The sequence below is a fragment of the Rhizobium sp. CF142 genome, assembly GCF_000281145.1.
Classification (GTDB): Bacteria; Pseudomonadota; Alphaproteobacteria; order Rhizobiales; family Rhizobiaceae; genus Rhizobium.
On the sequence record NZ_AJWE01000090.1, the window covers coordinates 1 to 19,517 of the forward strand.

Annotated in this window: 11 protein-coding genes and 3 pseudogenes; 6 read left to right on the forward strand and 8 right to left on the reverse strand. The window is 59.7% G+C overall.

The genetic code is table 11. The features are described from left to right. The 3 genes and pseudogenes from PMI11_RS17930 to PMI11_RS37355 form a co-directional block, all read right to left on the reverse strand. Positions 1 to 424 (reverse strand): YHS domain-containing protein (locus PMI11_RS17930; protein ID WP_007819668.1); only part of this gene is annotated, 424 nt, incomplete at its 3' end. Between the two features lie 108 nt (positions 425 to 532). Continuing rightward, complete coding sequence (treY, locus tag PMI11_RS17935; RefSeq protein WP_007819670.1) at positions 533 to 3,142, reverse strand: malto-oligosyltrehalose synthase; 2,610 nt, start codon at positions 3,140 to 3,142, stop codon at positions 533 to 535. A 434-nt stretch (positions 3,143 to 3,576) separates the two neighbouring features. Continuing rightward, positions 3,577 to 3,696: pseudogene (locus PMI11_RS37355) on the reverse strand (IS110 family transposase); the annotation flags it as partial. A 267-nt stretch (positions 3,697 to 3,963) separates the two neighbouring features. On the opposite strand from PMI11_RS37355, the gene PMI11_RS17940 reads away from it, so the two are divergent. From PMI11_RS17940 to PMI11_RS17945, 3 genes and pseudogenes are all read left to right on the forward strand, one after another. Continuing rightward, entirely contained in the window at positions 3,964 to 5,529 is a 1,566-nt protein-coding gene (locus PMI11_RS17940; protein ID WP_007819672.1) for a Fic family protein, read from the forward strand. A gap of 69 nt (positions 5,530 to 5,598) precedes the next feature. After that, positions 5,599 to 5,702 (forward strand): annotated as a pseudogene (locus PMI11_RS37360) (DUF736 family protein); the annotation flags it as partial. 418 nt (positions 5,703 to 6,120) lie between these two features. Beyond that, a pseudogene (locus tag PMI11_RS17945) lies at positions 6,121 to 6,309 on the forward strand (DUF736 domain-containing protein); the annotation flags it as partial. A 17-nt stretch (positions 6,310 to 6,326) separates the two neighbouring features. On the opposite strand, the gene pbpC reads toward PMI11_RS17945, so the two are convergent. Both pbpC and PMI11_RS17955 read right to left on the reverse strand, forming a co-directional pair. Next, positions 6,327 to 8,408 (reverse strand): penicillin-binding protein 1C, encoded by a 2,082-nt coding sequence (pbpC, locus tag PMI11_RS17950; RefSeq protein WP_007819675.1) that lies wholly within the window; start codon positions 8,406 to 8,408, stop codon positions 6,327 to 6,329. Further along, positions 8,405 to 13,885 (reverse strand): alpha-2-macroglobulin family protein, encoded by a 5,481-nt coding sequence (locus tag PMI11_RS17955; RefSeq protein ID WP_007819677.1) that lies wholly within the window; start codon positions 13,883 to 13,885, stop codon positions 8,405 to 8,407. The genes pbpC and PMI11_RS17955 overlap by 4 nt, the downstream gene beginning before the upstream one ends. 203 nt (positions 13,886 to 14,088) lie before the next feature. Here PMI11_RS17955 and msrA point away from each other — a divergent pair, with 203 nt between their 5' ends. The 3 genes from msrA to PMI11_RS17970 all read left to right on the forward strand — a co-directional run bounded on the left by msrA (position 14,089) and on the right by PMI11_RS17970 (position 16,488). Beyond that, positions 14,089 to 14,799: a peptide-methionine (S)-S-oxide reductase MsrA gene (msrA, locus tag PMI11_RS17960; RefSeq protein WP_007819678.1), complete on the forward strand. Its 711-nt coding sequence runs from the start codon at positions 14,089 to 14,091 to the stop codon at positions 14,797 to 14,799. A gap of 227 nt (positions 14,800 to 15,026) precedes the next feature. Next, a complete protein-coding gene (locus PMI11_RS17965; protein WP_007819680.1) occupies positions 15,027 to 15,467 on the forward strand; it encodes a response regulator in 441 nt (146 codons plus the stop codon). A 214-nt stretch (positions 15,468 to 15,681) separates the two neighbouring features. After that, positions 15,682 to 16,488 carry a hypothetical protein gene (locus PMI11_RS17970; RefSeq protein ID WP_007819682.1) on the forward strand — a complete coding sequence of 269 codons (807 nt, stop codon included), beginning with the start codon at positions 15,682 to 15,684 and terminating at the stop codon, positions 16,486 to 16,488. A 52-nt stretch (positions 16,489 to 16,540) separates the two neighbouring features. Here PMI11_RS17970 and PMI11_RS17975 read toward each other — a convergent pair whose 3' ends face one another. Genes PMI11_RS17975 through PMI11_RS17985 form a run of 3 tightly spaced genes read right to left on the reverse strand, consistent with a single transcriptional unit; the run spans position 16,541 to position 19,514 of the window. Beyond that, positions 16,541 to 17,335 carry a glycosyltransferase family 2 protein gene (locus PMI11_RS17975; RefSeq protein ID WP_007819684.1) on the reverse strand — a complete coding sequence of 265 codons (795 nt, stop codon included), beginning with the start codon at positions 17,333 to 17,335 and terminating at the stop codon, positions 16,541 to 16,543. Positions 17,336 to 17,394: 59 nt separating this feature from the next. After that, positions 17,395 to 18,567, reverse strand: coding sequence for a glycosyltransferase family 4 protein (locus PMI11_RS17980; protein WP_007819686.1), 1,173 nt, complete (start codon positions 18,565 to 18,567; stop codon positions 17,395 to 17,397). Further along, entirely contained in the window at positions 18,564 to 19,514 is a 951-nt protein-coding gene (locus tag PMI11_RS17985; RefSeq protein ID WP_007819688.1) for an NAD-dependent epimerase/dehydratase family protein, read from the reverse strand. Before PMI11_RS17985 ends, PMI11_RS17980 begins: the two co-directional genes overlap by 4 nt. Between the last annotated feature and the right edge of the window lie 3 nt (positions 19,515 to 19,517).

Here is a 19,517-nt window from a genome sequence, read left to right on the forward strand (position 1 = left end):
GCATGGCGCCTGCCGTTGGCTTTTTGCCATGGCGATAGGTTTCGGGATCGGCCTCGAACTTCGCCTTGCAGCCCGCGGAGCAGAAATAGAATTTTTCGCCCTCGTGCTTCAGGAAGTGTTTCGCGTTCGAGCGGTCTACGGTCATGCCGCAGACCGGGTCCTTGGCGGTCAGATAATCCTGCGGTGCCGCCTCGAATTTCTTGCGGCAGCCATCGCTGCAGAAGTGATAGGTGTGACCTTCATAATCGAGGGAAGGTTTTCCAGCGTTCGGATCGACCGTCATGCCGCAGACGGCATCGCGCACCACCACTTCAGCCTTTTCGTCGTGGCCGCAGCCACATTGCGCACCGTCGGCATGATGGTGATGGTCGTGGCCATGCCCATGATGATCGTGGTCGTGGTGATGATCGTGCTTGTTATCCATAAACTGCGCCTTTCATGCCTTTCTGGCATCCGGACAGCTTTATGAACCTTCCAGCAACTGGAAGGTCAACGTCTTTTTTCGTCCGTGCAGATTTTTTCGAGATTGCCGTCAGGCCGGCACAATCAGAGCCGCCGGCTGGTCTCCGAGAAGCGTAGCAAGCGAGATCTTGCTTCCGGGCTCCAGCATCTTGCCGGTCAACAGATCGGCCTTGAGACCGTGCATGGGCGAGGGCACTGATATTGCCGTATCTTCCCAGAACTCCGGTCCGGCAAAGAGCACGCCGGGATCGAGCCAGCCGAACATCAGTCGCGGCACAACTGTGATGGCGAAGTTCTCCTGGTGCAGGCGGGCAAAGGCGACGACATGATCACTTCTGATGCCGTTGACGGCAACCGGGAGGTAATCGCCTTCCGTGAATAGCCGGGCGCGCTCCATCCGGAGCCTCAGGCCGATCTGGATGATGCGCTGTTTCAATGCCGCGGCCTGCAGCCGCGCGAGCGCACCGCCTTCTGCAAGCCAGCCGCTCAATGTCTCGAAATCCGGCACGCGCCTGTTATCGGGATCGACGAAACTGAAATCGAAGCCCTCTGCCCCCTGATAAATGTCGGGAATGCCCGGCGCCGTCAGTTTGATCAGCGTCTGCGACAGGCTGTTGACGTAGCCGGCTTCGATGAAGGGCTGCAGGACGCGGGCGAAATCCTCGGTGAATGCGTCATTATCGGTTGAGAGGAGCGCGGCCGTATAGGTGCGCACCGCCTCCTCATAGTCCCTGTTCGGCGTCGTCCAAGCCGTGCGCAGCTTGGCTTCGCGAATGGCCTTTTCCGCATAAGCGGTGAAGCGGTCGCGTAGTGTATCGGCATGATGGCGGTCGAAATCCTCGGGCCAGGCGCCGGCAAGCGCCTGGTAGAGCATCCATTCCAGATTGGGATCGGGTGCTGCGCCATCCATAAGTTCGGTGCGGTGGCTCTCATTCAGTCTTCGCCAGTGTTCGACGGCGTCGGCAAAGACGCCGGCGCCTTCGCTCAAAGCATAAAGCCGCGCCCGCGCATCCTCGCCGCGCTTTGTGTCATGCGTCGATGTTGCCGAAAGACCTGAGGGCTGGGAGCGCGCGCGCGCTTGCATGAATTGGTGAAATTCTTCGACGCCTCCTGGCACATGATCCAGCTCGCCTCCGACCTCGTTTACCGCCAGCAGCCGGTTGTAGCGATAGAAGAGTGTGTCCTCCATTGCCTTTGCCATGACGGGGCCGGAGAGCTGCTGGAAGCGGAGGCGGAATTCGCGAACCGCCTCGTTGTCGATCGTGCCTTCGAGTATGGCCGCGATGCTCTGCAGCGGCTGCGCATAGTCCAGATGTCCGGCGGCCGCCATCTCGGCTTTTTTCAGGAGATCAGCATCTCGCGCATCGAGCGGACCATCGGCCCCATAGGTGCGATAGACGGAAAAGGCGATCAGAAGCTCGCAGATCGCCCCAGTGATTTCCTCCATAGACAGTTCGGGAAAGAGGCCGGCTGCAATGCGTGCAAGGCGGGCCGTCTCGCCGGCGAAATTCCGTTCGACCATCAGCCGCTTGGCCGTCCGCCGCCCGGCTTCAAAATCGCCATTGCCATCCGCCAGTCGGCGATAGGCTTCATCGAGCTTCTGTAAACCATCGCCCTCCACGAAAAGCCCGCTCAAGGCCGCAATGAACTCGTAGCCCGTCGTTCCCTGCACCGGCCAGTCGGCGGGCAATTCCTCACCCGCGCCGAGGATCTTTTCGACGACGATATAGGTGTGTGCGCCGACAGCTTCGCGCAGGCGGTTGAGATAGGCTCTCGGTTCCGCCAGCCCGTCGATATGGTCGATGCGCAGGCCCTGCACCTGGCCCTGACGCACGAGATCGAGAAGCAGCCGGTGGCTCTCATCGAAAACCCTGGTATCCTCGACCCGCAGGCCGACCAGCCCTGTCACCTCGAAAAACCGCCGATAGCTCAGATGCTCCGAAGCCTCCTGCCAGCGCTGAAGCTTCCAGTGCTGTCTCCCGTGCAGCCGCGTCATGAAGGCATGGTCCTTCGAAAGTTCGGCAAGCTTTTCGCTCAGGCTTTTGAGATCGCCGCCCTCGAAGATCATGTCGCGCAGGCCGCGATGCAGGTCACCGCCGTCGACAGAGGCCGTCAGTTCCGTCATCGCCGTGAGAACCGGATCATCCAGTTCCGCCGAGAGCAAAGGGTAGCTTTCCATGCTCAGCGGAAAGAGGCTGTCATAGTAGCCGATCGCCAGATTGCCATGCGCCTCGTCGACGGTGATCGTCAGTTCGCCGGCAGCAACGCTTTCATCGAAGCTCTTAGCGAGCTGGGGCAGGGTCAGCGGCTCGCTCCAGTCTATGTCGAAATAGTCTGCAAACGGGCTGTGTTTGCCGAACTCCAGGACGCTCCGCCACCAGGCGTTCTCCAGCGAAGCGGCCATGTGGTTCGGCACGATGTCGAGGATCAGGCCCATGCCTGCTTCTGACAGCGCCTCCGTCAGGCGATCGAAGCCCGCCCTTCCGCCAAGTCCCGGATCGATCTCGTTGGCATCGGTCACGTCGTAACCGTGGGTCGAGCCCGTCGTGGCGGTGAAGACCGGCGAGGCGTAGAGGTGGCCGATGCCGAGCGACTTCAGATAGGGTACGAGCCCGCATGCGTGATCGAATGTCATGCCGTTGCGGAACTGGACCCGGTAGGTCGCGGAGGGGAGCGTCATGGGGTCATTTTTGCCGTTTGGAGGAGATATATTCCAACGGTTGCGAAGCGCTTTTGTTCCCGTTCCTTAAGGTAGGTTCGTTGATGGTAGTGAATGCGAAACCATGAGGAGTGGATGTCTGAAGCCTATCCACACCGCGACCGTTCCTGACCTTGCCCCCATATGTGGAATGGCCCGCGTGGCAAGAGCTTTTTTAGTCGATTTCACACATTGGAACGGTGCGGTCATATGTCCGGCCTTTACGCGCGGCAACTGGCCACTGGCCTTGATGAGATCTGCGAAACGAGGAGCTAAATCAAGTTTACGCGCTTGGAGCGCATTGGGGGCAGTAGCTTCACTCGTGTCAGGATTATGTCCCATGGGTTCATCGCCTGTTATTGCACCTTGCCCTCTGCCAGCCTGCGCCGGTCAGATCGTTTTGGGGGCCACGGCGTTCATACGACGGAGACCGCTGTAGTCACCAGTGGAGCGGCACGCCGATAGGTTCCGCCCTGGTTTAGAAGCGCCCAGATGATCCGCGCCGTCTTGTTGGCCTGCGCGACGGCTGCAACCTTGAAGTCGGGCGAGCGGGGATACGGATCGACCTGTCCCGCATTGGAGGTCAGCCATAGCGTTGAGTTCGGTTCACCGCGGGCGGCGAGGAGGGGTCTCCAAAGTGCGGCGCATGAAATTAGTGCATTTCAAATGCATAAAATTAGTGTTGGGAAAACACATTAAATTAGTGTAGACGCAATGCATGAAATTAGTGTTCTTCCAAGGCGCTAAATTAGTGCAACAACAATGCACGTAAGTAGTGGCCCACACGGTAGCCGGAGGCCAACATGGCGAAGCCCCACGAACTGCTCGCGACATCCCTGGCTGAGCTCAGGGGGGTGACGCAGAACGGCACCCGGTCGGTGGTGAAATCCGAGGAACTCAGCCGTGTTCACCGGGAACGGCTCCAGGACAATGGCTTCCTTGAGGAAATCATGAGGGGCTGGCTGGCGGTGAACTCGCGACCGTCCGCCAATAACAGGATCGATGCCGCCTGGAGCACGGTCTACTGGGAGTTTGTTGCCAGATACCTGGATGACCGCTTTGCCGACGAATGGCGGCTCTCCGCGGAGGCATCTGTGGCTTTGTGGTCCGAAAACCATTCCATTCCTGCGCAGGTTATCGTCAGAAGTCCGAAGGCGAACAATCAACTTGTGAACCTGCCAAGCAACACGTCGCTCTATCTGTTGCGCTCCAACCGAAACGAGCCGGCCGTGACAAGGGAACGATTGAGATTGATGCCGATGGAGGAGGCGATCTGCAACCTTTCGCCGGAGACGTGGAAAACGTCGGCGACCGATGTCATCGCCATCATCGGCTCGATCCGCGGCACAAACACATTGCTGCAATATCTCTTGGACGGCGGACGGAGCCACGTCGGCGGTCGCATCGCGGGAGCCCTGCGCCATCTGGGAAGAGTACGCGACGCAGACACGATCATGAAGGCGCTGGAGTCGGCCGGCTATACCCCGCGCGAAGACAACCCGTTCGATCCGATGGTTGACCTGATCACGCTGGATGCTCGACGAGCTCAGGCGCCGGCCGCCACCCGGATCAAGAACCTCTGGGCGAAAATGGGAAAAGACGCCCTCGATCACATTGGATTTGACCAAGTGCGGATAAACGACCGCGAGGGGTATATCGCCGACATCGATGAGCGTTATGTGGCCGACGCGCTGAATTCGCTTTCGATCGAGGGATACGAAGTTTCCGAGGAGCTAATCCAAAGGGTCCAGGACGGCAAATGGGAGCCGGACGCCGACGCCCGGGATCACGAAACGAAGAATGCACTCGCCGCCAAAGGGTACAGGCTGGCCTTCGAGGAAGTTAGGGAGGATATCAGGAAGATCCTCGATGGCGCGCCCACGGGTGAACTGCTCGAGGCACGGCACCAGGACTGGTTTCGTGCCATGTTCAGCCCCTCGGTGAACGCGGGCATCATCAAGGCGCATCAACTGGCTGGCTATCGGTCGCACAATGTCTATCTGCAGGGATCTTCGCATGTCCCCTTGCCGCCGCACGCAATCGCTGACGCCATGGATGCGCTATTCGAGAGCATTTCTGAGGAATCCGATCCGCGCGTGAAAGTAATTCTCGCGCCGGTTCTCTTCACCTACATCCATCCATTCCCGGACGGGAACGGACGCACGGCGCGCTTTATTATGAACGCGCTTCTTGCCGAGAGCGGAGCTCCGTGGACCGTCATTCCTGTCGCGCGCCGCGACGAGTACATGAACGCCCTCGAGCAGGCGAGCCAGCACGAGAACATCGTACCCCTCACGAACTTTGTGTCCGAGCTCGTCAGGGCCCCACCGCCATCCACGGAAGTTGGAGTCGCGGGGAAAGGCAACTAGAGCGGGCCCGTTCGGCTCATACCCGGCTGCTCCGTGCCAATAGCCTCAAGGCCGGCCATAGCCCCGGACAAGCTGGACGACCCGAGGTTCCCCGCCCCGATCTACGCGACGCTTGCCGAAGTCGAAGCGAAGACGGCCTGCTGCTGATCTGGTCGCGCCCCAAACGCGACTGAAGTCCTCGAGGCTCCGCTGCGAGGGCGGGGCCTTTGCCTCTACCTTTTTCCGCCATTCTTCCATATTGGATGAAAATGGATGGAAAAATGGAGCCCGGTGTGTCGCCGGGATCGGAGGTTGGCAATTACGCAAGGCCGCCATTGTCAGGTTCCTCAGCCTGATGTTGGCGGCGCTCCATTTGCGGTCTCGATGAGGCATGTCTGACCGGTGAGCGGCTTCGCCTCGATCGTCTTACCGCAACGGCCATCCAGAACTTTCTTTCCTGTCGGCTCCGCCGCCGTTCCTCGCGCGGAAACAAAGTTCCTCCCCGGCCGCCCTCCATTTCATGTTGGCCCTGCGGTCCGATCGTCTCCGGTCATTGCGACAGCCATCGAGGCCGCAATGGAGTGGCCCGAGACAGCAAAAGGAACTTGGACAATGGCTACCATCGGCGCCTTCACCTCCACCGAAAATGGCTTCTCCGGCTCGATCCGCACTCTCGCCCTCGACGTCAAGGCCCGCATCGCCCGCGTCGAAAGTCCCTCCGACAAAGGGCCGCACTTTCGCATCTACGCCGGCAACGTCGAGCTTGGCGCCGCTTGGCAGAAGACCTCCGAGCAGGGCCGCGTCTTGAGGCTCCACATCTAGTCGACGAAGACGCCGACACTTGCCGCCCGGCCCATGGAATCGATCACCGTCAGCTTCGAATAACCGCCGCCGTCAGGCATCCAGCTTTGCGTGCGCCGGCGGGAAAGATCGGGCAGCGGCTTGCCGTTGGCAAGCCAGCGGAAAGGCGCACGGCCGCCTTGCAGCTTCAGCATCAGCGGCGAAAGATCGCCTGCTTTTGCTCCAAGATCGACATGGGCGCCTTCCGGCGGATAGACGATCTGCGGTGACGGCTCGCGGCCCGACGCGACGAGCAGCCCGTTGGCATTGACGGCAAAACGCCGCTGGCTGATCGGCAGATCGGTCTGGGCGATGCGCACGGCGCCTGCTGGTGGACGCGGCAGCGGCGTGGTGGCGATGCCGGATTTCGCAAGCGCCTCGAAGAGGATGGGTGCGGCCGTGCCATAACCCGTCAAACCGGGTACGGCGCTGTTATCAGGCCGTCCGACCCACACACCAAGCACATAGCGTCCGTCATAACCGACCGACCAGGCGTCGCGATAGCCGTAGCTCGTGCCGGTCTTGTAGGCGATGCCGCGTTGCGGCGCGCCGGCCGGCGGTATGACGCCCGAGAGTATGTCGGCGACATTCCAGACAGCGACCGGCTCCAGCAAGGGCTCGCCATCGATCTTGCCCGGCGCATTCGTCACACCGTCGCCGATCCTGACCGGCTGGCCGCGATTGGCAAGCGCTGTATAGAGCTGCACGAGATCCTTCAGCGTGATGCCGACGCCGCCAAGGCCGATCGCCAGGCCCGGCGTCTCGTTTGGCGGCAAAACGGGGCGCACCTCGGCGCGGCGGAAACGCACCATAAGGCGAGACGGGCCGACCGCATCGAGCAGCTTGACGGCCGGCACGTTGAGGGAGAGTTGCAGGGCCTCGCGCACAGTAACGTCGCCCTGGTAACTCATGTCGAAATTGCGCGGCCGGTAGCCGAAGAAATCGGCCGGCCGGTCCTCGATGATGGTCTCCTGGCTGACCAGTCCCTGCTCGAAGGCAAGGCCATAGATGAAGGGTTTGAGCGTAGAGCCGGGCGATCGGTTGATACGCGTCATGTCGATCCAGCCGGAGCGGCTGGCATCGAAATAATCAGCGGAACCCACCTCACCGACGATCTCGCCGGTCTCGGCGTCCGCCATCACCATGGCGAGCGACAGTTTTGGTCCGAGCTTCATCGTCGCGGCACGCGCGACGGATTCGAGACCCGTTTGGACCTGTTTCTTCAGCGTCGTCTGATACTGGATCGCTTTCGGATCCTTGCGCAGGGCGGCTTCCGCGACATGGGCGGCAAGGGCTGGAAGCTGCAGCCTGCGGGCGGGAATGGCGACACCCTCGGCGCGCTCGGCTTCGCCATCGCCGACCACCTCGGCCACGGCGATACGGTCGAGCACCCGCTTGCGCGCCGCTTCCGCAGCTTTCAGGTTCCGGTCCGGGCGGCGCTTTTCGGGCAATTGCGGCAGCGCGACGAGCAGGGCGGCTTCGGCCACCGTCAGCCGCTTCGGCTCCTTGCCGAAATAGGCAAGGCTTGCGGCGCGCACGCCTTCCAGATTGCCGCCATAGGGCGCATGGGTGAGATAGAGATCGAGGATTTCACCCTTCGAAAGCCGCCGCTCGATCTGCACGGCTCGCATGATCTGCAGGAGCTTTGCCGAAAACGACCGGCTTTCACGCGGCTCGATCAGCCTTGCCACCTGCATGGAGAGCGTCGAGGCGCCAGACACGATTCGGCCGTTGCTGACAAATTGCAGTGCCGCGCGCCCGAGCGCCCAGACATCGATGCCGGAATGCTCGTAGAAACGCTGATCCTCGTAGGCGACCAGCATGCGAGTGAACTGGGAATCGACGTCGGAAACGTCGGTCTTCAGCCGCCAGCGCCCCTCCGGTGTGGCAAAGGCGCGCAGCAACTGCCCGTCGGAATCCAGCACTTCGGGCGAGACGGCTTCTGCTTGCTCCAGCGGCGGCGGATAAGCACGGTCGGCGGCATCGAGCACGAAAAGACCTGCGCCGGCAATGATGATGCCGGCCGCTGTCCCGATCGCAAACTTTTGCCACCGCCTCATTGTCGAGCCGCAACGACCTCCATCTTGCCGGTCGCCGTCCGCGCAGACATATCGGGACGGTACATGTCCTCGACTGTCGCTGCCGGATGATCGTAGGCGCCAGGTGTTACGGCGCGCACGACATAGGCGACGTTGAAGTCACGCGCTGAACTTTCGTCGCGGTTGAAGGCGGCGACGAAGCGGTCGTAGCGGAATTCCGTATGGGCGGCGGACATCTCGCCAACCCAGTCGAAATTCGTCATCTGGGCGCTGTCGACAAGGTTCGGATTGTCGATCTCGAATCCGGCCGGCAGGAGATCGGTGATGACGATGCGCGAGGCCCAGTCGTTCTGCTCGGTAACATGCAGCACCACGACGTAGCGCTCGTTCTGCTGCGCCTCGCTGACATTCGCCTCCTCGCCATCGAGCGTGTAATAGGTCCGCTCGATGGTAAAGCCGTTGCCGCCGGCCGGCAGCGGCTTGACAGGGGCGGCGACCGTGGTGACGACAGCCGAGACCGTGTCGCTCGTGGCACTCGTCAATGTCAGCGGATGGTCGATCAGTGCATCGCCGGTCATCTTCGCCATATAGGCGCCGGTCCGCTCAGCGCCGTTGACGTTGACTTTCAGATCGTCGTCGCCGTTCTGCAGGGCACGCGCCGCCAGCAGCATCCAGGCCTGTTCCTGGGTGCTTGTATATTTGCTGCGATCCCATTCCCGCGCGACCGCCTTGGCGAGTTCGGGAATGACGGGCGGAACCGGACGGCTTTCGGCGGCAAGCGCCAGGATCGCCGCGCCATCGCGCAGCACCGAGCCATAATCGGTGCGCGAGAAATTCACGCGGGTCACCATCGACTGTTTCGACATTTGCAGCGCATCGACGAAAATGTTCTTCGAGCGCGTTGCATCGCCATAGAGCGCCAGTGCTGCAGCGATATGGGCCTTGGCAAGCGGCGTCGGGAAGTCGTTGATCATCGTGTCGGCATAGTAGCGCAGGTCGCTGACGGCGGCCTTCTTGTTGCGGGCAAGCACATAGAGGGCGTAGGCGATCTCATCGCCCTTGCCTTTCACATCCGTCGTATAGGAGAGCGAGTTCTGCAGGTTTTCCAGCGCCTGCACCAGGGCGCGATCTGGCACGTCGTACTTCTGCTCGCGCGCCCGCGTCAGGAAGTCCGTGACATAGGAGTCGAGCCAGAGATCGCCGGAATCCGGTCCCCACAGACCGAAGCTTCCCGCATAGGCCTGGTAGGACAGCACGCGGTAGATCGCATCCTGTACGCGCTTGTGGATGTCGTCATCCGTTTCATCCATACCGGCCTGCTTGGCGACCTCGGCCAGATAGAGCAGCGGCATGGCGCGGCTCGTCGTCTGTTCGGCGCAGCCGAACGGATAGCGGTCGAGCGTCATCAGCAGTGCTGGAATGTCGAAGGCAGCCGAGCGGGTGACGTTGACGCTGATCGAGGCACCCGGAAGCACGCTGTCGGCCAAGAGGTTCTTGTCGACCGTCAGGCTCTTGCCGGGTGCAAGCGCAATGACGCGCCGTTCTGTGACCGGTAGCGACGACGGCCGCACCGGCACATCGACCACCTGGTCGAGCGAAAGCCCCTGATCATTCGACAGGTTGATCGCCACGCTGCCATCGCCCGGCTCGCCGCCGACAAGCGTCAGCGTCAGGTCGGATTTGGCGCCGGCCTCAAGCTTCAGCGTCTGCTCGGCAGGTCCGTCGATGCTGAGCGCGCTGTTGCCGGTGAGCGTCAATTTGTAGTCGCCGGTCGGCGCATCGGTATTGGCAATGTCGAGCCGCAGATTGGCCTTGTCCCCTGGCGCCAGGAATTTCGGCAGGCTTGCGGTGACGACGACAGGATCGCGGATGATGACGTCCTTGGCGCTATGGCCAACGCCGGTTTTCGTCCAGGCCAGCGCCATCACGCGGGCCGTCCCGTTGAACTGCGGAATGTCGAAGCTGACTTTCGCCTTGCCTTCGGCATCGAGCTTTACCGGACCGGAGAAGAAGGCGACGAGCTTCTGCGTCGGCGGGCTTGCCTGCAGTGCGATCGCGCCGCCATCGCCACCTGTGCGCAGCTTTCCGGTCGCGCCCAGCGAACCGTCGATCAGCCGGCCGTAAAGGTCGCGGATTTCGAGGCCGAGCTGGCGCTGGCCGAAATACCAGTCCTCAGGGTTCGGCGGCTCGTAGCGGGTCAGGTTCAGGATGCCAACATCGACGGCGGCAACCGTAATATAGGCCTCCTCATTCGCGCCGGCGCCTGTGACCTGCAGGCCGATATCAAGCGGTCCGCGCGGCAGCATCTTTTCCGGCGTATCGATCTTGACTTGAAGTGCACGCTCAGCGGGATCGACCTTCAGCCATTTGATGCCGATCGAGCGGGCGGGCATATGGGTGTCGAGCGAATCGCCCGGCCGGAAAAGGGTGGCGGTCACATAGGCGCCGGCACCCCAGTCGGCAGTGACGGGAATATCGACCTCGCCACCGGTTTGGCCCATGGTGGCGTTCTCAACGGCAATCAGCTTTTCCGTGCCGGCCGTGATCATCAACTCGCCGCCATAACGCGACGTGACCTTCAGCTTGGCCGTCTCGCCGACATGATAGCTGTCCTTGTCGAGAGCGATTTCGAGACCGTCGGGCGTTTCCGTCGAAGTCGAGGCGACGAACCAGCCCGCATCGAACTCGACGCTGGACGTCGGACCGTCGGCGTCAGGGCTTTCGACCTCGAGCCGGTAACGGCCCCAGTTGACCGGTGCCTGGATCTTGCCGCCATTTTCAGCCGTTGAATCCACCGAGCCTGAGGCGACCTCTTCGGGTGTATAGGTGGGTTCATATTTCCAGGCTGTGCCTTCGCGATACCATTGATAGTCGCGGCGCAGCTTGTAAAACTTCCAGCGCAGGCCCTTCATCTCCTGCTTCTGGCCCTGAGTATCGAGGCCGATCACCGTGAAATTCGCGAGCGCGTTCTCCGGCAGGTCGCCGTCGAATTCAGGCTTGATGCCGATTGCGGTCGCGTCGGTCTTGACCGGGATCTCCAGGGAGCGCTCGATGGCCCGGCCGCCGGGCTCCTGCATGCGCAGATAGACGGTGGCATTCAAGAGCTGGGTCGTGGCCGGCAGTTCGCCGATCGTCAGATCCGTCGAGGCCTCGCCGTTCTCGTCGAGCGCCGGCAGTCCGTCGATCGGTTGGCGCGAATCCTCACTCGCCTCTTCGTCGGCAAGGCCGAACTGATAGCCGGGATAGGCGGCATTTTCGCGCGTCGGCCTGACGACGACGTCGCCCTCAATCGTCAGGCCCGCCGCTGGCGCGCCATAGAGATATTTGCCGGAAATAGTGATCGTCGCGGCCGTATCCGTGCCGATCTCCTTGGAGTCGGTCTTGATCTCCATATCAGTACGGTCAGGCACGAAATCGTCGACGAGGAAGGTCTTGGTGGCGATCGCCGAGCCCTTCGGGTCAGTATAGACATTCATCGTCCAGGTGCCGCGCATGGCGTTTTCCTGCGTTTGCAGGTCCACCACATAGCCACCGAGATTGCTCGTCTGGCTGACGATACGCCGGTCTTCCACACCGTCCGGCCGTGAGAAGATGAAGGTCAGCGGCAGGTTTTCGATCGCCTTGCCGTCCGTATCGCGGGCAAGAGCTGCTGCATGGACGATTTCGCCGGCGCGGTAGATGCCGCGTTCGGTCCAAGGCAGCACGTCGATGGCGCCCGGCGCGGCGCGTCCGGTCACGCCACGGTCGGAAAGATCGAAGCCGGCGCGCGTCATGTCGAGGAAGACATAGTCGGACGTGCCGTTTTTGGCGCTGATGACCGCAGGCGTGAGTGCTGCGGTGCCGCGCATCAGGCCGGCCGTGAAGGTGGCGCGGCCGTTCTGATCGGTCGTGGCGGTGCCGAGCACTTCATTGTTCTTGGCAAGAAGCTGCAATTCGACGCCGGCCATCGGCTTGGCAGATGCAAGCGAGCGGGCAAAGACGTTCAGCCCGTCCGTGCCGGCATAGGTGGTGATGCCGATATCGGAGACGAGGAACCATTGTGTGGCCTGCGAATCCCAGTCTTGCGCGGGGCCGGTCGATGGGGTTGCGACCATCACATAGATGCCGGGCTTGCGTTCGGGCAGCGCCTCGTCGACAGGGAAGCTGGTGACGACATCCTTGTTGAGTTCGTTGGCGATCTCGATCGACCCCTGCCAGACGAGCTCGCCGCTCTGATCCTGGATATTCTGGGCGCTGTAGCCGTCGAGCTGCGTCAGGAATTGCGAGCCGGTCAGCAGAGGCGCGATGCCGCGATCGCCGATCCGGTAGAGCTTCAGATTGGCAGACGCCATGTTGACGGAGACGATTGGGATGCCCCGGCGCGCTGTGGACGGCAGCACGAAGCTGTCGCCGGTGAACCGCACCATCTGGCTGCGGTCCTTGATATAGACGTCGATCGTAACAGGCGCTTCCAGAACCTCGTCGACCGAGGAGGGCAGGCCGGTGCGGAAACCGATCTTGTAGGTCTCGCCGTGGGTGAGGCCCTCGACGCAGATCTGCTTGTCCTTGGCTTCCATCGCCTTGGGCGCAGCGCCGTTCAGCGTCACGAAGGGCGCATAGTCGACCGTCTTGACCAGCGCCTCGGAGAAGGTGACGCAGGCGCGCGGTGTGGCGCTATCGGCATCGACCGTATGCTCGGTGATGCGGAAGCCCTGCGTCTGCTTGAGCTGCAGGTAGTCCGCCTGCACATCCTTGGCGCTGACGAGGGCAAGGCTTGCCTTGTAGCTATTCAGCGCATCGCGATAGTTGGCATTCTTTTCCAGGGCCTTGGCAAGTACGGCCAGCGCATCGGCGCGCTTATTGGTGGTGCGCGTCAGCTGGTAGCCGTTCAACGCGTCGATCACCGCCTGACCGAAGATGCCACTGTCAGGCGCGCCGAGCGAGGTGGCGGCACGCGCCGTCTCGATCCAGAGGTCGCCATCATCAGGCGTGATCGACAGGGCGCCATGGAAGGCCTTCAGCGCATCGGAAAGATTGCCGCCGGTGAGATCCAGCCGCGCGCTTGCCGTCAGGCTGTCGACGCCCTGGCCCCGCTGGTCGTCGGCGAGCGCGAGATCGTTCCGGAAATTGCGAGCCTGCTGGACAAGATCGTCCGAGAGGAAGGGCAGGCGTGGGGCCGCGCCAATATCCGGCTCTTGCGGGGCTGCGGCTGCCGTCGTTTCGACGATCCTGCCGGCAATCGCACCGGGGAAGGCATTCATCGTCTTGAAATCGGATTTCAGGAAGCACCACTTCACCTTGGGATTATAGGTGAAGGCCTTGCAAGTCTTGTCGCCGATGCAGGCCGCCTTGCACTGATCGAGCGAGAGATTCTGTTCGGTGCGCAGGTCGAAGCCGAAATAATCCGCGTCCTTGACGGTGACGATGTCGCGCTTGGCGTCGGCGGCAAAAGTCGACTGGCCTGCGAAAATCATAGATGCGACGATGACGGAAAAAGCGAAGAACGAGCGCACAGACATTGGTTCCCCCCGGATGCTGGCTCTGAGCCGGCCGGCACTGTCCCCACTCCCCAGGGAATTGTCAACTCACCTTGCCGCCTGTTCCGGTTTCGCACATTCGCTTTCGTGGAATCGTCACATCGGTGTGAGTGAACAGCTTGTGATTTGCGGCTTTTTCGTCGATCGGCGAGGATCTGGCCATGTAGTTCCCGGAGGTAGCCCCCATGCCCATATCCACATCAGGCAAGTTCCTTGCCGCGCTCTTTGCAACCGCTGCCCTTTCGCTCGGGCTCGGTTCCGTCGCCACAAAAGCGGCGGAAGATGCCGTGGTCATTCCAGCCCCTGCCATCGACGAGGCGGGTAAGTCCGGCACCGAGACGGCCGTCTTCGCCGGCGGTTGTTTCTGGGGTGTCCAGGGCGTCTTCCAGCATGTGAAGGGGGTCAAAAGCGCCATTTCCGGCTATGCTGGTGGTGAAGCCGCAACCGCCCAGTACGAAACGGTCAGCTCCGGTACGACGGGCCATGCCGAATCCGTCAAGGTGACCTTCGATCCGAGACAGGTCAGCTACGGCAAGCTCCTGCAAGTCTTCTTCTCGGTCGCGCACAACCCGACGCAGCTCAATTTCCAGGGACCGGACGAAGGCACCCAATACCGCTCGGCACTTTTCATCTCCGACCCGGAACAGCGCAAGGTCGCGAAAGCCTATATCGCCCAGCTCGACAAGGCGCATGTCTTCAAACAGCCGATCGTCACCAAGGTCACCGATTATACCGGCTTCTACCCGGCCGAGCAGTATCACCAGGATTTTTTGACGCTCAATCCGACCTACCCTTATATCGTCTATAACGACCTGCCGAAAATCGAAAACCTGAAGCAAATCTTCCCGGCCGATTACAGCAAGGATCCGGTTCTGGTGCTGAAGGCCAAGGGCTGAGGATCCTCCAAAATCAGAATTTCAGAAGGCGGCCAGAGAGGCCGCCTTTTTACGATCTGCAAAGGCTTTTAAGAATTTATCAATATTAACAAAAGTTTAATCGAGAAATAGTGCGTTTCATGCCGGAACATATCGTCGCATCGCCCGTTTAAGCTGCGAGCCTCGTCGAAGCGATCTGTCTTCAACGAAGCGGAGTCTCCTGAAGTAAAGTGTAAAGGGGATCTGTCATGGCCACGAATGTCATGCGTAGCTGGCAACGGGAACATCTCATGGAACAGCGAGTGCTGATTGTCGAAGACGAACTTCTGATCGCCCTCGATCTCGAAATGACGATCGAGAACATGGGCGTGCATGTAGCTGGCCTCGCATCGGATCGCGAGGGGGCCTTCAGGCTCGCGTCACTCGCCGATATCGCCTTCGTCGATGTCAATCTCTCAGATGGCGCGACCGGCCCGGAGATCGGCCGGCAGCTCGCGGAAGACCATGGCATTTCCGTCGTCTTCATGACTGCCAATCCGGAAGTGGTTGCAGACGGCGTGCGCGGCGCGCTTGGCGTGGTTCAAAAACCTGTCATGCCAAGGGTGGTCGAACAGCTCCTCAGATATGTCGCCGCCCGCCGCGCCGGCCTCCTGGCAGTGGTGCCGCCGCAGATGATGGTTTTTGGTTAATCGACCTGACCTGACTTAACAGCGACAGTTAGGACTTTACTGTCTGACCTTGAATTCTCGTTGTGCGCGATGTTTAGGACAAGCTCTACCGACATCGCGACGAGATGTTTTGAACATTGACTTAAGGGCGAGGATACGCTTGAAGCGGTTCATGACGAGCTTCGAACAAGTGGCACTTCGTTCGGGTTCCGGTTTGTGAACGTCGGGAGCGACCATGTCCGAGAAGCGGTTTGATGAAGAAATAAATCTCTTCGTTTTGGCTTCCTTCCTCAAGAAAAATGCTCTCGTGATTGGTGCATGTGCGGTCATCGGCCTCATCGGTGCAAGTGTTCTTACCAGCAAAGCGCCAGCGGTTTTCGAAGCATCCGCACAACTCGTTCTTGCGAAAATCGGCAGGCCTGGGCCTGATGGAACCGTACTGGTAGTTCCCGTGGAGCCGCGGGACCGCTTCTTGTATCGAATGCGTTCACCAACTGCTTTCGACTTAAAGCTCGCCTCCAGCTGTTCTCAGGACGGCAACGCCACGCGTGAGCAATTGGCACGAGGCGTAAGAATTACAGCTCCGACCGCGCCGGATGATGGGATATCGATATCTTTCACTGCAGCCACGCCGGAACTCGCTGAGCGCTGTGTGACATCGGTCGTTCAGCTGGTGCAAGAGCAGCAATCGCTCTTGGCCTCGCAGAGCGATGACGGCATCAAGGCAGAAATTGCTGCCAGCGAAAATCAACTCGCAGACAATTTGAAACTGATTGAGTCGTCGCAGGGTTCTGACTGGCAGAAAGCGATTTATTTGGCTACGCGGGATGATTCCAATTTTCTTCGCGAGAAAATTATGAATCTAAATTCACGGCTGCAGCTAAATGAGCCCGCGAAGCTTTTGTCTCCAGTCTATGCGTCGCCGTCCCCGGTGTCGTCAAATAGCCTGAAGCGAATTCTCGTCGGGTTGATCGGCGGTTTTGCTGTTGGTGTCTTTGCAGCAATTGCGAAGACCTGGTACAACTCCCGACGTACAAATTAAGCGCGAATCTCTGCTAACCAGAATTAATCGCCGCCGCACTTCGTTCGTTGAGCTATTTGACCCTTGGCGCCGTCGAAACGTGGAACTTCCCACGAGCGAATTGCAGACCTCGTGAAAGAAATTTTCCGCTCACAAACCGAAATAGACGAGCGTTCAGGCCGTGACTCCGAAGCGCACGTAGGATTTCCTTATTCTGGTTCACGATGTTTGTAAGGCTGCGATTGGTTGTGCCTCCCATACGCATCTTGACCATCACTCCTGGCACGTACCGGACATGGATCCGGTGATGCTCCAGGAACCGCATCATCAACTCGACATCGGCGGCGATACGGTAACCGAGATCGAATGAACCAAATCGCTCATAAACACTGCGGCGTACGAAAAAAGTCGGATGAGGGGGAGCCCACCCTTTTTCGAAGGCGGTCGGCACAAAAGGTGACGAACGCCAGTGGCGGACTACGGTTTGGGGATCGTCTTGCTTGACGTAGCAGAGGTCACCGTAACACGCTTCAAGCCGCGGGTCGTCTTTGAATGTCTCGGCCACCTTGGCCAACGTACCAGGCAGGTAGAAATCGTCCCCGTTGATAAAGCCGATGATATCGCCTGTTGCCAATGCGATACCTTTGTTCATCGCATCATAGATGCCGGCGTCCTTTTCGGAGATCAGCTTGCTGATGATCTCCTTGCGTTCTTTGATCCTATCAAGCGTCCGATCCTTCGAGAGACCGTCTATAACGATATATTCCAGATTGGAGTAATCCTGGGCGGCAACAGACTCGATGGTATCGGCAATTGTGTCTTCATTGTTGAAGACGACAGTAATGACGGAAATCTTCGGCTCACTCATTTGCGTTCTCTGATGGTCGACCGAAACTGAAACACCACACGTGCTCGGTCATTGCTCTCTTATTGCACTTGGTTGCAGGTATGGCGAACAAGCGAGGTGAAGTCAGAAACGAAGCGGAGAACTCGTTCGTTGGACACAGTCTGCGCGAAATCCCCGCTTGTAGCGATCGTTGCAGCCGTATGCGGGCGAACAGAGACCAAGGCATCTGCGAGCGAATGTGCATCGTAGCGGTTGAAATAGGTTGCTGCTTTACCTGCCTGCTCTCGATTCACATTGAGATCTGACAGGATCAGGGGCACGCCCCAGGATAGAGCCTCTTCCACCGTGGTGCTCCACCCCTCGAACAGCGAAGGATTTAGGAGCCCCACGCTCGCAATGCCGAGTGGTGCGAGGTCCTGATAGGGGATCAACCCGAGCAAACGAAAATTCTGCTCAAGTCCAGCTTCTTTGATGGCTGCCTTCAAGCTTGGAAAATATGTGGGATCACGTGGATCCGATTGATTGCCACTCGCCGCGATCGTGATCTCGTGTCTCCGCTCACGGAGGATTTTCAGCGCCTCAAGGACGAGAAGGTGGTTCTTATGCTTCCAGAATTGATTGGGCAGGAAGACGTAGTGCTCCGGTAGCCGGTACTTGTCGGCAACTGCCCGCGCCACGTTATAGTCAATCTTGCCTTTTGGCGGCACGGCAAAGCGAACGACATGCGTACGACCTCGAGCTGCGGGATAGAAGTGTTCACAAGACCGTTTGGAATCTTCGCTGCTCAGCATGATCGAGCGATGAGCCATAATCTGGAGCCGAAATCCGATGTCACGTTTCCAGTAGCCAAACCTGCTGAAAAGATGTGGCAGATAACGATGCTGGAAATCCGGAAACCACGCAATGGCAGGTAGGCCGAGCTTGAAGCCAAAAAATTGCGCCACTTCAAAGACCACATCGATCTGGTGTTTGTTGAACACCGCGCGGATGCTTCTATCCGTGCCGGTTGCAAGACTGAGTATTAGCGACCGAAGGCTTCGAGATCTGTTGAACAATGGATGGCGGATGACCCTTACGCCGTCCAGGCTCGCAAATGGCGCTACCTCGTCTTCCTCAACATCGGTTCCGAAGAAAACGACGGGACAAATCTCGTCCTTTCGGTAGCGGGTTAAAAGCGTGACGAGGTTCAGCAAATAATTGTATCCGCCGGTCCAGTTGCGACCGCCGATCATGGTAAAACCGATATTGATCATCTTGCTGTGCCGGCCTCCGACCGGAACCAGCCGACATACGCGGAAAGCCTATCCTTCAAATCGCCGCGCGGCTCAAAGCCGAGGGATTTGAGCCGGGTCGAATCCGCGACGAGGCTTTGAGGATCGCCTTTTCTCGCCTCGCGGGAAAAAATGATATCCGGACGAGAAGGTTCTTTCTCGAACCATGCGTCCACAACCATCTCAACAATCGAGCGAACACTTGTGCCGGTACCCGTGCCGACATTGACAACCGGGCGAGACTGTTCGGCCTGTGCTTCAATCAAAGATAGCGCACGTGCAACATCCCCAACTTCGATCCAGTCTCGGAGTTCAGTGCCCCCGCCGCCAAGACCCAGACGATCCGGATTTCTTTCGAGTTGAGAACAGACGTCCCATAGCAGTTGCTTGCGCAGCCCCTGTCCATAAACCGAAAAGAGACGGGCGATTGCAACCTTCAACCCATATGTGTCGCAGTAGGACTGACACAGGGATTCCATTATGCTTTTGTGATGGCCGTAGGGCGAAAACGGGTTCGTAGCCGTTGTTTCCGCGATTGGACCCTCGTGATTGGCGCCGTAAACCGCAGCGCTTGAAATAGCCACCAGTCGGCAGTCCGGCGCTTCCAGTCGAAGCCACTCAAGGAGTTCGGCTGTCGAATTGACCGTGCGGTGAAAATCTTCGCGGGGATTTGCGATCGCGACGCCGACCGATGAACCGCCGCCAAGATGATACACGATGTCAGGAGTACCGGACTGTCGTTGTATCAGCCGAAGATTGAGGCCATCAATCTCACCATTGTGCCAAAGCGCCAGCCCCCACCGTTCCGCGTGGAGAGGAGGCCAAATACCATGACCAAGACCAAGCACAACATGCCCGTTTTCCGAGAGATGCCGCGCCAGATATCTACCGATAAAACCGTGAGCGCCAGTGATAAGGATTCGAGCCATTCT